This is a genomic window from Bacillus sp. FSL R5-0593, assembly GCF_038603755.1.
GTDB lineage: Bacteria > Bacillota > Bacilli > Bacillales > Bacillaceae > Bacillus > Bacillus velezensis.
The window spans coordinates 1520463-1536201 of sequence record NZ_CP152011.1 but is presented as its reverse complement, the minus strand read 5'-3'; the positions used below and the strand labels follow the sequence as shown (position 1 = coordinate 1536201).

Genomic DNA, 15739 nt, shown 5'->3' with positions numbered 1-15739 from the left:
TTTATAATTCTTTGAAATCAAGTAAAGGAATCAGCAATTCTGACTCTTCCTTTTCTGGAGTTTCTCCATTGTCGATCCAGCATTGTTCCTTATTGAATATAATCGGAGAAAGCGGGTGTCTTTTTGTCTCTCCATATCCTAATGTGAGATGGCTGTCGCTCAATATCATATGTGCGTTCGTGCCCCCGAATCCAAAAGAACTGATTCCGGCTCTCAAAACCCCTTTTCTGGGACGCCATTCTTTTAAAGACGTGTTCGGAAAGAATGGCGACTGATCAAATTTAAAACGCGGATTTGGCGTTTTACAATGTAATGTCGGCGGGAGCATCTGATTTTTTATGGATAAGGCAACCTTTATAATACTCGCTATCCCCGCTGCGCTCATTAAATGTCCGAAATTCGTTTTTACGCTGCCTACTCCGCAAAATTGCCTTTCTTCCGTAACCTCCCGGAACACTTCTGTCAGCGCTTTTAATTCAATAGGATCTCCTATCATCGTACCGGTGCCATGCGTCTCGACATAACTGAGAGTATCTGCATCAATTCCGCCTTTTTTCAGGGCTTTTTTTATCACTGCGCTTTGCGCTTTCGGATTAGGTGTTGTCATTCCCATTGTCTGTCCGTCATTATTAACCGCGGATGAGTCAATTACCGCGTAAATTCTGTCACCTTCGGCAAGGGCGTCATCAAGTCTTTTCAAAAGGACTGCGCCGCATCCCTCTCCCGGTACAAATCCATCTGCCTTCTCATCAAATGTATGACATTTTCCTTCAGGTGAAAGCGCCCGAGCCTCACTCAGCATGACGTAAGGCTTTTGATCCAGCAAAATGTCAACTCCGCCCGCAATCGCCATATCTGACTCTTTTAACATCAGGCTTTGACAAGCGAGATGGACGCTGACCAATGAAGAAGAACAAGCCGTGTCTACAACCAGATTCGGTCCTTTCAGATTAAAAAAGTGTGAGATATGCGCGCCTATGAAATTTTGTCCTATACCCACGATCGTATTTTTTGAAGGGGAACCTATTTTGGACATAAACGTCCCGGTCCGCGAACCGATGAAGACGCCGACTTCTTTGTTTGATACTTCTTCTTTTGTATAGCCGCCGTCTCTCAATGTCTGGACACTGACCTCAAGGCATTTTTTGATTAACGGATCAAGCTCTGATGCCTCACTTTTGTTCATATTAAAAAACGCGGGATCGAAAGACTCAATATCTTGAAGAAATCCGCCCCACTTACTGATACTTTTTCCCTTTTCATAGGTGTCAGAGTAGTATGAAGAAATATCCCATCGCGACGCCGGGACTTCGCGGACACTATTTTGTCCTTTCTTCAAATTTGTCCAGAACGTTTCTGTGTCCGGAGCATCCGGAAACTCACAGCCCATTCCGATAATAGCGATTTGGTTCAGACTGGTTTGTTGTATTTGAGATCCGCTGTCCCGTACTTCGGAAGCATTTTGATTTATATGTTGCTCTTTTTTCCGAACCTCAATGTTTTCTGAATCAATTTGAGGACTGATCCCCTCACTTGCAAATAATTCGTTGAAATAGACACCCAGTTGTGAAAAACTCGGATACTCCAGAAAAGCTGATGGTTCAATTTTTATTTGAAATGCAGCTTCCGCTTTTTTGACAAGCTGAACCAGTAAGATTGAATCAACACCGTAATCCGTAAAAGACGTATCCTGATCTAAATTCTCATAAGGTATTTTCAGCTCCGCGGAAAAAATCTCCATTAACTTCCTGATCATAGCTTCATTGTCTCCCTGACCAGAGATCTCTTTTTCTTTAGCATCCGGGTTATTTATAGCAGCTTGAATTCTTGTCTGAAGCAGCTGCTCCAGATTGAATTTCTCCGGATGTGTCTTTGCCGGCATAAGGCAGGGGTATCCGTTTATCGTCATCATTTCATCCAGCATGGCAATACCTGTTTCTGTTGAGTGTGAAAGTAAACCAAGTGCCTGATATGATGGACTGGTCACCTCGCCCATCCCAATGTCCTTCCAGCTCGGCCAGTTAATTGATTGATAATACGTTCTGCCGGCTGCATGCTGATACGCCGCAAAGTAATCCATAAAAGCGTTCGCTGCGGCATAGTCACTTGTTCCGGCGCCTAATAAAGGAAAGGCGCTCGCAACAGATGAAAACAAAATGAAGAAATCAAGTTTGTCATCAATAAAAATGTCATGAAGTACCTGCATCCCCTGTACCTTTGGCTCAAATACTTCTCTTATTTCTTGATCAGATTTATGAATAAAAGCCGGATTCGAATGATTGGCTGCACCAGCGCAATGAATCACCCCGCCGATTTTGCCGAACTTCAGTCTCACCTTTGAAAAGAAGCGTTGTAATGTTTCTTTTTCCGTGAGCGGCCCGGAATACACTTCCACCTGAACTCCCTTTTGATCCAACTCATGCAGCAGTTGTAATTTCGAATAAAGAGATGACTTTTCATCGGTGTCTTTTAACATGCCGGCTATTTTATCAGATTCCGGAAGGTCGGTTACTCCCATCAACACAAGTTTTTTGACTCCCTTGCCGGCATAATGTCTGGCAAGTTCTGCTCCGATCCCTCTTGTTCCCCCTGTAATAATCAGGGTTTGATCCGTACGGCATACTGGCAGACCGGATAGTTTCCGGTTTATTTCCGCTGCATGTAATTTCTCGACGTATGGAATATAACGTTCACCGTTCCGGTAGCAGATTTCACTATACAGCCCGTCAGCGTAAGCTTCATCTGTGATTACCTGTCTCAATTCCGCCGCAGTCCCGACATGACCGTCTACATCTATTGTTTTTGATTTTATCTTTTGATACTCCGCACTCAGCATTTTATATAGTCCGGCTGTTTCGGCTCCGGCTAACGACGGCTTGTCATTCAGAAATGTCTGCAGCCCTCTGGTCACATGTAAAACGAAAAGCTGTTTACGTGTCTTTATGATTTCCTGCAGCAGTGTCAGCTTCCCGATTGTGCCGGTGCGTGCCCCGTTTTGATCACTCCGCAAATCTGACAGGTCAATCATGCCGATGATTTCCGGATTTTCTTCTATGACCGCTAGAGCCGTTTTTTTGGCTTCCCCATCCGAATGATCCCAGTTATCTGCGCAAATGACAGCGGATTCAATCAGAGGATCTGAATCAAACAATTCGAATGCAAGCCGCTCACTTTCACTATTAGCCAGGATCATCACCTGTCCTTTCGTAAAAGCGGAGGGCGCAGCCTTTTGTTTTTTCCACGATTTTTTATATACATCAAATGGTAAGTGAGTCGGTGCGTGTGGCAGACTCTGCGGTACGCCTGTTTTTTTCTGTTTCTGTGCAGCTTTTGCGGCAGGCACCCAATATCTGTTCCGTTCAAAAGGATATGCAGGAAGAGAGACAAGCTTCGGTAATTCCGCAGTGTACATCTCTTCCCATTGAACGTCTCCTCCGTTCACCCAGTGAATGGCCATTTCTCTTGCACTTTTAAAGCGGGCGGCTGACAGGGCATCCTTTTGACCAGCGTCTCGGCGGGCCTTTCCCCTATATAAACCGTTTAACTTATGATCTGACCGCAAATACATCGTCAGCTTATTGCGAAGATCGTCAATGCTGCTAACCTCAACAGCGAGCCGCTCTTCCATAGCGTTTCTCCCGGTCTGCGAGGTGTACGCGGCATCAGCTAGTGACGTTTTTGGCCCCAGTTCATTTATATATGCATCAATCAAGAGTCTGAGCCGTTCTTCATTTTTGGCAGAAAGCAGAATAATTTGCGTCTTGTTGCTCTTTACCGTTTCCATCTTTTCTTCATTCTTATACTCTTCGATGATAATGTGGGCATTAGATCCTCCAGCGCCGAAAGAACTGATGCCTGACCTTCTGGCTTGATTTTGCGGCGTCTCCCAATCGGTCAGTTCAGACTGCACGTAAAACGGTGTTTCCTCAAAATCAATATTAGGATTTAAGTTATCGGAATGAAGGGAAGGAGCAAGCTGTTTATACTTCATTTGCATCAGCACTTTTGTGATAGAAGCAATTCCCGCCGCAGCCTCTAGGTGTCCGATATTTGACTTAACCGAACCAATTGCACAACGATAATCGCTTTTCGAGCTGTGCAAAGCTTTGGTTAAACCTGAAATTTCAATCGGGTCTCCCAAAGATGTCCCGGTGCCATGCGCTTCAATATAACTTATGCTGTCTGCATCAATCCCCGCCTTATCAAGAGTTTCACTGATGACGTTTGCCTGCTCGCCCGGATTTGGCACAGTGTATCCGTTTGTTTTTCCGCCGTGATTTACAGATGTTCCCTTAATCACACCGTAAATCCTGTCCCCGTCAGCCTTCGCGGCAGAAAGCGATTTCAAAAGAACGGCCCCGACTCCTTCTCCCGGCACATATCCGTCTCCTCCCGCTCCAAAGCTTCTGCAGCGCCCATCACTTGAAACAAAATGGTTTTGTGAAAGCAAAGTATATTTATCCGGGTGTAAGGATAAATTCACTCCTCCGGCTATAGCGAGGGTGGATTCTCCTCTTTTTATACTTTCACATGCAAAATGAACAGCAGAAAGTGAGGAAGAACACATTGTATCAATTGCAAGGCTGGGTCCGTGCAGGTCAAAGAAATATGACACCCGGTTTGCGATAGACGAATAAGAAGACAAGAGCGCCTGACGTTCCTCATCATCTGAAGCACCGGCTGCAAATAACTGATAGTGGCTGTAGGTGACACCGACAAATACACCTGTCTTATGCCGTTTCAACTTTTTCTTTGTGTAACCCGCATCTTCAAACGTGTGCCATGCTGTCTCTAAAAATAACCGTTCCTGAGGATCAATTAACTCGGCATCACGAGGCGAAATTGAGAAGAACAGCGGATCGAATTTATCAGCGTCTTTTATAAAACCTCCCCATTTGCTGTCATGACGGGCATTGTCACCTGTGTGATAATATTTCCGAAAATCCCAGCGCTCTTTCGGTATTTCCGTTATACAATCTTTTCCGGAAGAAATATTTTCCCAAAACTGTTCCACATCTTTCGCCATCGGGTAGCGGCCGGCTATACCGATAATTGCAATATCTTCCTCGGAAGGTGCGGATGGTATGCGGGAAACGGAAAGCTTCTGCCGTTTCGCCGGCGCCGAATGATCAATTCGCTGTTCGGCTGCCGGTAAAAACGCCTTCTGCAACTCATGCTGATAGTGTTCAAGAAAATACTCTGACAGCTCTTCAACACTGCTGTATTCAAAGAAAAGAGTCTTAGACACTCTTCCAAAATACTTTTCCAGACGGGAGTTAAGACCTAAAATCGTTAGAGAATCAATTCCGTAACGGTCAAACGTATCCTCGGGTAAAATACTGTCCGCCGGTCTTCCCGTTTCCGCTCCGACGATCTCTGTCAAAAGACGAACCGTTTGCTTTTTCAGATCTTTTTCATGTAATTGCGGCAGGTTACTGTTGTTTTCAGGCACAGTCTCTATCTTTTTATGGTCAGTTGAGAGTAATTCACTTATTCTATCTTTGTCTCCGCTGATAACAGCCAGCTGAGAAGCAGAGCGGCTCATACTGTCCTGAAAAGCGGCAAGCCCTGCTTGGGCGGATAAAAGTTCCAGCCCTGCATGTCTTAAAGCCTGCAGCTCTCCCGGCCCGACTGTCATATTGCCCGCATCCCATAACGGCCAATTAATAGAAAGTGTTTTCCCGGGACGTCCCTTAATGCTTCGATACTGGGTGAATCCGTCCATACATCCGTTAGCGAAGGCGTAGTCGCTTTGACCCGCATTAGGCAGAACGGCCGAAAGGGATGAAAACATAACGAAGAAATCTAAAGGCTCTTCTTCAGCTGCTTTATCCAGCCAAACGGTTCCGAATACTTTAGGCGCTATAACTTCTTCTATGCTTTCTTTCGTTTTTTTTATGATAAATGCATCCTTAACAAGTCCGGCACTGTGCAAAATTCCGTTTAATTCTCCGAATGTCTGCTTAATGTGCTTAATCAAAGCGTCCGTCTCTTTTTCCTTTGAAATATCTGCCGGGACATATAAGGCTTCAGCGCCGAGATTTTCAAGAGCACTTAATTTTTGCGCCGTTTCACGGGAGGCCGGGGAACGCCCGGTTAATATCAGCTTGACTTCTGCCTGTTTCGCCAGATATTCAGCAAACAGATACCCGAGACCGCCGGCTCCTCCCGTAATTAAATACACACCGTTCTTTTTTACACTGAAACTATGTTTCTCCCCATCTTCTTTTTTTACTCTTTGAAGCTGCCTTTTATAATAATGCCTCGGCTCATAACAGGTAAAGTGGTCCGTCTTACATTGATTGTTCCATTCAAAAGAGATGACATCTGCAATATGCTGCTTTGTAAACGGCTCGTCAAACATTGATTTCAGCTCTGCAGCCTTACATGTGAAATTCGGATTTTCGGCCTGTACGGTCTTAAGAAAACTTTCAACCGCGTTATAAATCGGCTGAACCTCGCCCTCGGCATTTTCATACAGATACAAAATTTCTGCTTTCGGACAAAGTTTGTTCGCCATGAAGGCCTGAAACATTTGAAACAAGGAATACAGACTTTTATTGAGCTGCTTTCTCATTGCATCTTCTGTATTTTTGAAGAGCCCGGCAGCCAAAAAATGAATAATATGGCGGGGTCTTATATTTTGAGAACGCAGAACCCCGCATAACGCATCATAATCCTCACCTTTTGCAAAGTTCATTGTAAAACGACCGTTCCGGCAATCTTCGAAACGCTCGCCGGAAGTCACGTAAATGAAAGGCGCCTCATAACCTTCAAGCTGTCTCTTCATTACGGTATACATGCTGTCGTCTTCGCAAAAAAATAAAATTGGCTCTTTCGTATGCGGGAATTTTTTACTGCCTTTAAATTCATGTCTATCCCATACCATTTCATATAGATGGGTTGTCCCCAAGCTCTTAATTAATTCCAGCCCTTCTTCAGGCGTCAGGCTGCATTCTTTCACCTTTTTCACGATTTGCTCAATTTGCATCGTTTTTTCATTCATGGAAAAGCAACTCCTCTATCAGCTCTGACGTCTCTTTCGTATTCATCTCACCTGTTTGTGCTTTTTCAAGAAGCGACATGATTTCTCCATCTGCTGTATCTTTATTTGAGTTGTGAAGCTCAGTGTTCGAGAAAGCCTCAGCCTTCTGCGCTTCATCTTTATTTAAATGAATCCAATGTCTGTTCTTACTGAAAGGATAGAGAGGAAGAGACAGTTTAACCGGTTTGAGTTCCTCCTCATACAAGTCTTCCCAGCTGATTTCACAACCGATCGTCCACAACTGAGCCAGTTTGGCCGGCTTGTTTTGCTGAATCAGTGATTGTACATATGCATGACCTTCGGGGCCGCCGAATAAAGGAGCGTACAGACTATCAAAATCCGTTACATTTCCTTCATAAACACCTTGCAGCCTGCTCCCCTGGATGTAACCGTTTAATTTTTCAAGAAGATCTCCTGTATTCGAGCAAGTGATCGCAAGGCGGCATTCAAATGGTTCCCTTCCGGTTTGCAGCGTATATGCTATTTCTTCAAGACTGATTCCGGACTTCTCTCTAAAATTGCCCTTATACGGTTTATCAGCTGATCGATTCCGGATGCTGCTGATATAGCGGCACAGCTCGCTCAGTGTCTTTAATTCCTGAAATATGTCAAGTGATATTTCTGTGCCGTACATTTGGTTTATAAAAGAGATTAATTCGGAATAAGCCAACGGATCAAATCCGAATTCCGAAAGAGGTGTCTTTGCATCTATATCTGCGGTATCTAAACGCAGGATACCCGCTGCCGCTTCCCGAACCGCCTCTTGCAAATCACGTTCCTGCACCTCTTGCTGACTGAATTGAACTGATAGTTCTTCATGTAAAAACGTTGTTAACTCTTTGGCTTTAACCATCAGTCTTTCCTTTGTTTTGGCCGATAGAACAATGATTTGTTCCCGCTCGCCAGTTACTGCTTTATCTTGTCCGTATTCAAATTCTTCCACGATGACATGAGCATTTGCCCCGCCGAATCCAAAGGAACTGACTCCGGCACGGCGCGGAATTTCATTTCCTTTTCGATCTATTAATCTGGCCCACTTCATAGTTTTATTGACAATATGAAACGGTGTTCCGCTTAATTGAATGTAAGGGTTCAGTTCCTTGACATGAAGTGTGGCAGGCAGTGTTTTATACTTCATGGATAGTAATACTTTAATCAGCCCCGGCATTCCAGAGGCGGGCTCTAAATGACCGATATTCGTTTTTACTGAACCGATGCCGCAATATTGATCATGATTCTTTCCTGGATGCGGCTCAAAAGATCCAAACGCTTTTTTCAAGCCTTCAATCTCAATCGGATCTCCCAGTTCTGTCCCGGTTCCGTGTGCTTCAATGTAAGATATCGTATCAACAGGAATATCGGCATTTTTGTAAACAGACGTTAACAGTTCTGCCTGAGCTTCCGGGTTCGGAGCGGTCAATGAAGCAGATCTTCCTCCGTGATTTGCTCCGGTTCCTCTCAGAACTCCGTAAATATTGTCTCTGTCATTCATTGCCGCTTGCAATGGTTTCAATAACAGAACAGCTGCACCTTCACCGCGGACATAACCGTCGGCAAGTTTATCAAACGTCTTACACCGGCCGTCCCTAGACAAAATACCGAGTTTATCAGTATACATATGCGTGACTGGATCTAAAAGCAGCGAAACCCCGCCTGCTACCGCCAGCTCACTTTCACCATTTTGAATCGAGCGCACAGCTCTGTGGATTGCTACAAGACTGCTTGAGCAGGCTGTATCAATGGACTCACTCGGACCTCTGAAATTAAAATAGTGGGATACACGATTGCTGATGAGCGCCTGGCTGTTTCCGGTTCCCGCAAACGCGTGCGCCCCGTCCGAATGCCTCATCAGCAGCTGGCGGTAATCATTAAATTGAATGCCCGTAAACACCCCGATATTTTTGCCAGACAGCTTTGAAGCTTTGTAACCCGCATCTTCTATCGCTTTCCAGGTTTCCTGCAAATAAATTCTGTGCTGAGGATCCATGAGTTCTGCTTCCCGCGGATTAATATTGAAAAACGCCTCATCGAATTTATCGGCATCTGTGATAAAGCCGCCCCATTTCGAATATACTTCGTTGCTTCCTTTGCCTTCGGCGTATTTTTTCCAATCCCAGCGATCCGGGGGAATTTCCTGGATCAAATCTTTTTCATTGATTAAATTGAGCCAAAACTCATCTGCATTTTTTGCTCCCGGAAAAACACAACTCATCCCGATAATGGCAACTGGCTGCTTCTCCGGATGATGGTCAGCCTGTCTTGTTGTCTTTTTTTCAAACGGAAAACTTCGCGGCGGCTTCACGGTTTTCCCCGTGGTTTTCCCAGCGTGCACTACTTTCCTTTTTTCAGAAATGTTTTTTTCTGCATCTGTATTCCCTTTTGCAACAGTACGCAGTTCACTGTTCAGAAATTCTGAAAGAGACTTAATATGGCTGTAAGTAAAGAAAACGGCAGGTGTCAGCTTTAGTTTGTATTTTTTATTCAGTCGGACAGCTAATGTTTTCAAACTGATAGAATCAAAGCCGAGATTGCCGAAATTCTCTGCCGTATCCAGCTGTTCAATGTTAATTTTCAATAATTCCGATACCATTTGCTTCAGTTCTTCCAGGACATTGTCTGTATAAGCCGGTGCTGTATAAGAAATTTCCTCTTGACGAACCGGAAGCGTATTTACTTTTTGATGCGGCAGATCTTTTCTTGCTGGTGTCGTTTCGGCATCCCCGGTAACAACCGAAATTTGCGGGCAGTCACTTGCCAAAATCGTCTCAAAAGCCGCTATCCCTTCTTCCGTTTCCAAATAATCAAACCCGGATGCGGAAAGATATGCTTCTTCAGCTTCTTTGTTTAAATGCATTCCGCCTTTACGCCACAACGGCCAGTTAATCGAAATGCTCTTGCCTTGTCTCTCTTGCCGGCGGCTCTGTTCGGATCTCCAATTTATATATTGATCTTGAAAATAATTGCCCAACGCATAGTTAACCTGTCCAAAATCTCCGAAGACCGAAGAAATAGAAGAAAATACGATAAAGAAATCAAGCGGCTCATCTTTCGTTAATTCATCTAAACATACCGTGCCTTCAATTTTAGCAGTCATGCCATCTGAAAAATCAGCCAGATTCATCTCTGTAAATAACCGATCATCGGCATGACCAGCTGAATGAATAACGCCTTGAATGGAGCCCCAAGTCCGTTTCGTTTCTTCTATGACCCGTCCCATCGTCTTTTGATCTGCGGCATCAGCTTGATAATATACCGCATCTCCTCCAAGCGCCTGCAGCCGGTCAATGTTATGGCGTTTATCAGCTGTTAACGGTGACCTTCCCGTCAATACTAATTTTGCTTGATATTGAGAGGCCAAATATTTTGCGAAAATCAGGCCCAGACCGCCCAAACCGCCCGTTATGAGGTAAATCCCTTCCTGTTTCAGCTGATGAGAGTGCTCTGTATGATTGAATACATAGTCTTTTAATGTCTTAACATACCTCTTGTCATTAATATATTTAACTTCTTCAGCCTGCCGTTCCGCGCCTGAAACCATTTCGTTAAGACAAAATTCAGCCATTTTTTCAATTGATATACGTTCTGAAAAACCGATTGACTTCACATTCTCTGCGGATGGCACCAACATATTTGCCGTTTTTAAACAGCCTGCAAGAGCGCCCGTATACGGATCATTCACGCCTTCTTTAAAAGAGTGAACAAGAAGCAGAGAATGAAGATAAAGAGAGGCGTCACTGCGGGCGCTCAGGGCTTTTAATAAATAAAAAATTGATTCCAGGCCGCTGAGAAGGCGGTCACCCGCGTAAAATGTTTCTCCCGTGTGCAAGATGACATCAGGAGCAACCCCCTTTTTCTCCAATTCTTCGAATAAACGAATGTAATCTGAAGTCACTTCCGGTTTTACACAGAATGTCAGCAGATTTTGATCGGTCTGCCGCTGATCCGGCGTGACGAGAATGACACGGCTGTCTGATTGATTTTTCAGAGCTTCAGCTAATGCTTCATCTTTTGCAAAGACCAGAATTGTTTTTGGCTCCCTATCTTTGATTTCAATCAGAGGGTTTTTTTGATCCCACTTATGCTCATAAAAACGTACATTTTTATTAGGCTTTTCGCCAAAAACCAGCCCGCTCAGCTCCATCAAAATCCCGCCGGCATTGTCTAATACATACACATCATAAGCCGAATCGCTTTCTTCAGTTTGTTCTGCATATACATAAACGGGTTCAGTCTCATGATCAAAAATCGTACATTCCTTAATGTTTTCCGGGAGCTCTCCGGCATTTTCCCCCGCAAGGTATATGACGGCTTGATATACGCTCTCAATCACTTCCGGTTTGATTATGCACCCTTTCGGCGCGGCCTTTGCTTTTATTTTTAAAAGCACCTGTCCGTTCCTGCTGACGCAGTACTCTACCGCTTTCAGACTGTCACTGCAGCTGTATCCGAATTCGGCAAGCCGCTGATAAAACGCTTCGTACGGTATGCGGTCTGCGCGCTGAGACAGAATCGGCTCAAGATGAACATTTCCGTTTTCGTACGCCCCGCCTTCTAATTCGAGCCGCCCTAAGGAATAAATGGATGAGTCGCTCTGTTTTTCTATAGAATACGATGCACCCTGATTATCCGGGGTTAATACAATCCGGATCTGCTCATTGCTTCCGCTTTGTAACATCGGTTCTCTAAAGGAGAGCTCTGTTAATTTAATAATCGGATTCCCTGAAGCCATCGCTCCGGCAGCTCTCGCCATTTCAATCTGGCTGAGAAACGGAAACATTTCCTTGTCTTGATACTTTGTTTTTATATACAAACCGGTATCGCTTACATTGATAAGAAACTTCTGTGCTTTAAAATCAGATATATTGCATGAAATGTAAGGGTGCAGATCGTTATTAACGTTCATCCGGCGGCTAACCATATTTTGCGCATCTATTCTGCACAGCTCTTTGGCAAATGGATATCCGGGTGCTGATACCCGTCTCAAAGTGACATCTTTATAAAGTGACAGCCAATCTACTCCGTTACCGCCAACCCAGTATTCAGCAATCTTCACAAGATCCCTGTTTGCGGCTGCTTCTTCAATTTCAGCTTTGTTCATCCTTTGAGCTTCTGTTGTGTCTTTGCCGCTTGTAAAAATATGATCCCTCGCATTTCCGAGAGTATAGTCTGTCAGCCCTTTAAGCAATTCATCTCTTGTGGAGGCGATAACAGCCAATCTGTGCGGCATTTCTTCTCTCCCGGTTTGTAAAGTAAATGCTGTATTTCTAAGTGTTTCTAATGAATAATCTCTGGCTGCTATTTGTTCTTTTGCGCGTTTTGCATATTCTGCCAGCCTGTCGGCATTTTTTGCAGAAAAAACAAATAAAAGCTGTTCTGGTTCTTCAGCCGCGAGAGGAGAGATAGCTTCATCCGCAAATTCTTCTAAAATAACATGGGCATTAGCTCCTCCTGCCCCGAAAGAACTGATTCCGGCACGCCTGGGAACGGATGACTCCCATTTTTCGGCACTGTCCGGTACATAAAAAGGTGTTTTTTGAAACGGTATATTTTCATTCAATTCAGCAGAATGAGTCAGTGACGGAACAATCGTTTTATGTTTCATTTGAAGAATAACTTTCGTAATGCCCGCTATGCCTGCAGCAGCCTCAAGATGTCCGATATTTGATTTAATCGATCCGATCGCGCATGTTTTCTTATCGCGTTCGGCATCTGAAAATGCTCTGGTCAGACCGGTGATTTCAATCGGATCTCCTAAGGCGGTGCCTGTTCCGTGAGCTTCTATATAGCTGATGCTTTTTGGATCAATAAATCCTTTTTTTAAGGCTCTCGTAATGACCTCACTTTGAGCTTTGGGATTCGGCACGGTATACCCATTCGTCTTAGCACCGTGGTTGATGGCTGTTGCCTTAATAACTGAATAAATCTGATCACCGTCCGCAATAGCCTTTTTTACAGGTTTCAGCAGCACGGCACCTGTCCCTTCTCCCGGCACATAGCCGTCTCCTCCGGAACCGAAGCTTCTGCACCGGCCATCACTGGATAAAAATCCGCCTTGAGTCAGGAGTTCATATTTATGAGGATGAATGGATAAATTGACGCCTCCTGCAATTGCAATTTCACATTCATTCCTGATTAAACTTTCACAGGCAAAATGAACAGCCGTTAATGATGAGGAACACATCGTGTCCAAAGCAATACTTGGTCCGCTGAAATTAAAGAAGTACGATACCCGGTTGGCGATTGATGCATATGAGGAAGAAACGGCCGCTTCGTGACCAACGCTGTACAGCTGATAGTGGCCGTACATAACCCCTGCAAAAACACCGACGTTTTTTCGTTCAAGCGTTTTCTTTGCGTACCCCGCATCTTCTATGGTGTGCCAAACCGTCTCTAAAAACAGTCTCTCCTGCGGATCAATTAATTCAGCTTCGGCAGGAGAAATATTAAAGAACAACGGATCAAAATGATACACATCGTCAATAAATCCCCCCCATTTGCTTTGGTTTTTTACTTCGTCGCCCGCCGCAGGCTGATAGTGCAGCCCCGAATCCCACCGATCCTCAGGTATCTCAGTTATACAGTCTTTACCGTTCAATAAGTTTTCCCACAGAGTATCAAGATCATTTGCCATCGGGTAACGTCCGCTGATACCGATAATCGCGATATCATTGTCATGATACTTCTCCTGCTGCAACTGATTTTTCATCTGGATTTTCTGTTTCCCGTTAACTTCGGCTGTCTGTTCATGATCTTTTTTCTTCTGAGATGGGGTGCTGCTCCCGTTTTCTCCTAACCGGAGTTTATGAAGAAGAGTATCCCTGTGCTCCTCAACGAAATACTGTGACAATTCTGCCGCAGTCTGATATTCGAATAACAGCGTTTTTGAGAGCGCGCCGAAATGTTTTTCAAGCTCATTCGTCATATTGATAATCATAACGGAATCAAGTCCGTATTTTTCCAATGCCTCTTCTGCATCTATTTTGTCCGCAGGCATCCTGAATTCTGCAGCAATCACTTTTATGATGAAATCAGATGTTTCAGCTTTCAGTTTCTCTGAATCAAATGATTCGATATTTCTCCCTGTTCCTTCATCTGCCTGAATATTGTCTTTTCGTTCATATAATTGCTGAACATGATTGTCAATTTGCTCATCTCCGTAAAATACAGTAAATTGCGAAAAACCGGAGGACAATGCGACTGCAAACGCTTCTTTACCTTCCTCTTTTTCTAAAGGATAAAAACCCGCCTTTTTCATTGTCTCTACCGTGCGCTCATCCACTTGCATGCCGACTTCTTTCCACAGCGGCCAGTTCAGAGAGAGAGAAATCGTATCAGAATCCTGAGCAGAACGCATATTCATGAAATGATCCATATAACTGTTTCCGAACGCGTAATCAGATTGCCCGACATTTCCCAACACTGCGGAAGTAGAGGAGAAGCAAATGAAAAAGTCAGGATTTTCTTTCTCAACAGCATCATTCAGCCACATCGTACCCAATACTTTCGGTCTGATTACCTGATCGAATTCCTCTCGTGACTTGTTAAGAAGGAAAGAGTCACGGATGATTCCCGCGCCCTGAATGACCCCGTTTACTTTTCCATAAGAAGTTTTGGCTGTTTTGACTACATATTCGGCTTCTTCCTTATTGGTAATATCAGCCTGAACATAAACAGCTGACGAACCGGCATCCTCTAATCGTCTCAGCTGTTTTCTTATATGATCTGAAAGCGGAGATCTCCCCGTTAAAACAAGGCAGCATTTTGTTTGAAAAGCCAAATATTCCGCAAAGGTAAATCCTAATCCGCCCGCGCCGCCCGCGATAATATATACTCCATTTTCTCTCAGCGGCACATCTCCGCTTCGGGAATTTTTTTCGGGTTCATACGTTTTGAGCTGTTTGACATAACGCTGCATGTCTTTATAACGAATCTCTACATCTGAAGGCTGGAAATCACTCAGCTCATTGCGTATGATATCAGCTGCGTGAACAGCTGCTATTGACTGCTCCATCTCAATGCTTTTTGCTGAGATTAACGGATTTTCCAGCTGCAATGTCCGCAAAAATCCGCTTGCCGCCGCGTAAAGAGGCTGTTCTCCAGAAAGATGCGAAAAATATCCATATAACAGTTTGATCGGTTTGCGGCAGTTATTTTTGAAGAGCGCCTGTTGTAGTAAAAACAAAGAATAGACTCCGCTGTCGCATTGTTCACGAATCGCTCTCTCTGTCTTTTCAAACGGCATGTCTGACCATAAATGCACCGCTTCCCGTATATCTGACTTCTCTTCTTCTATAAGCCATCCTAACAGGTTTATGTAATCTCTTTCAGAGCGGGGGTCGATTTCAAATACACCGTCCCCGGTTTTTCGAAACTCTTTCCCCGGCTTAACCAAGATAACCCTTGTATCATGCAATGCAGCAAGTTCTTTACTCACATCTTCATTTTTATCAAATAATAAAAGGCTGCCCTCACGCCGGCCGCCTTTTACATGAATGCTGAGATCTGTCCGCTGCCAGACCGTCTGATAATATATCGCCTGTCCGTTACCCCCTGCGGAATGAGAACCAAGCTGCTGTATCCGCTTTACTCCTTCTTCCAAAGAAATGATGCCGCTTTCTATGTCAGAAAGTACTTTTTTTCTAATATGACGGGCTTCTTTCATAAAAATCTTCATCCCCTTTACAAATGGCACTG

Annotated in this window: 2 protein-coding genes; both read right to left on the bottom strand. The window is 44.3% G+C overall.

Annotation, left to right across the window (positions count from 1 at the left end):
• Position 1 precedes the first annotated feature (1 nt).
• Positions 2-7006, bottom strand: coding sequence for an SDR family NAD(P)-dependent oxidoreductase (locus NYE36_RS07790; RefSeq protein ID WP_094032411.1), 7005 nt, complete (start codon positions 7004-7006; stop codon positions 2-4).
• A complete protein-coding gene (locus tag NYE36_RS07785; protein ID WP_094032410.1) occupies positions 6999-15707 on the bottom strand; it encodes a type I polyketide synthase in 8709 nt (2902 codons plus the stop codon). Before NYE36_RS07785 ends, NYE36_RS07790 begins: the two co-directional genes overlap by 8 nt.
• Positions 15708-15739: the final 32 nt, after the last annotated feature.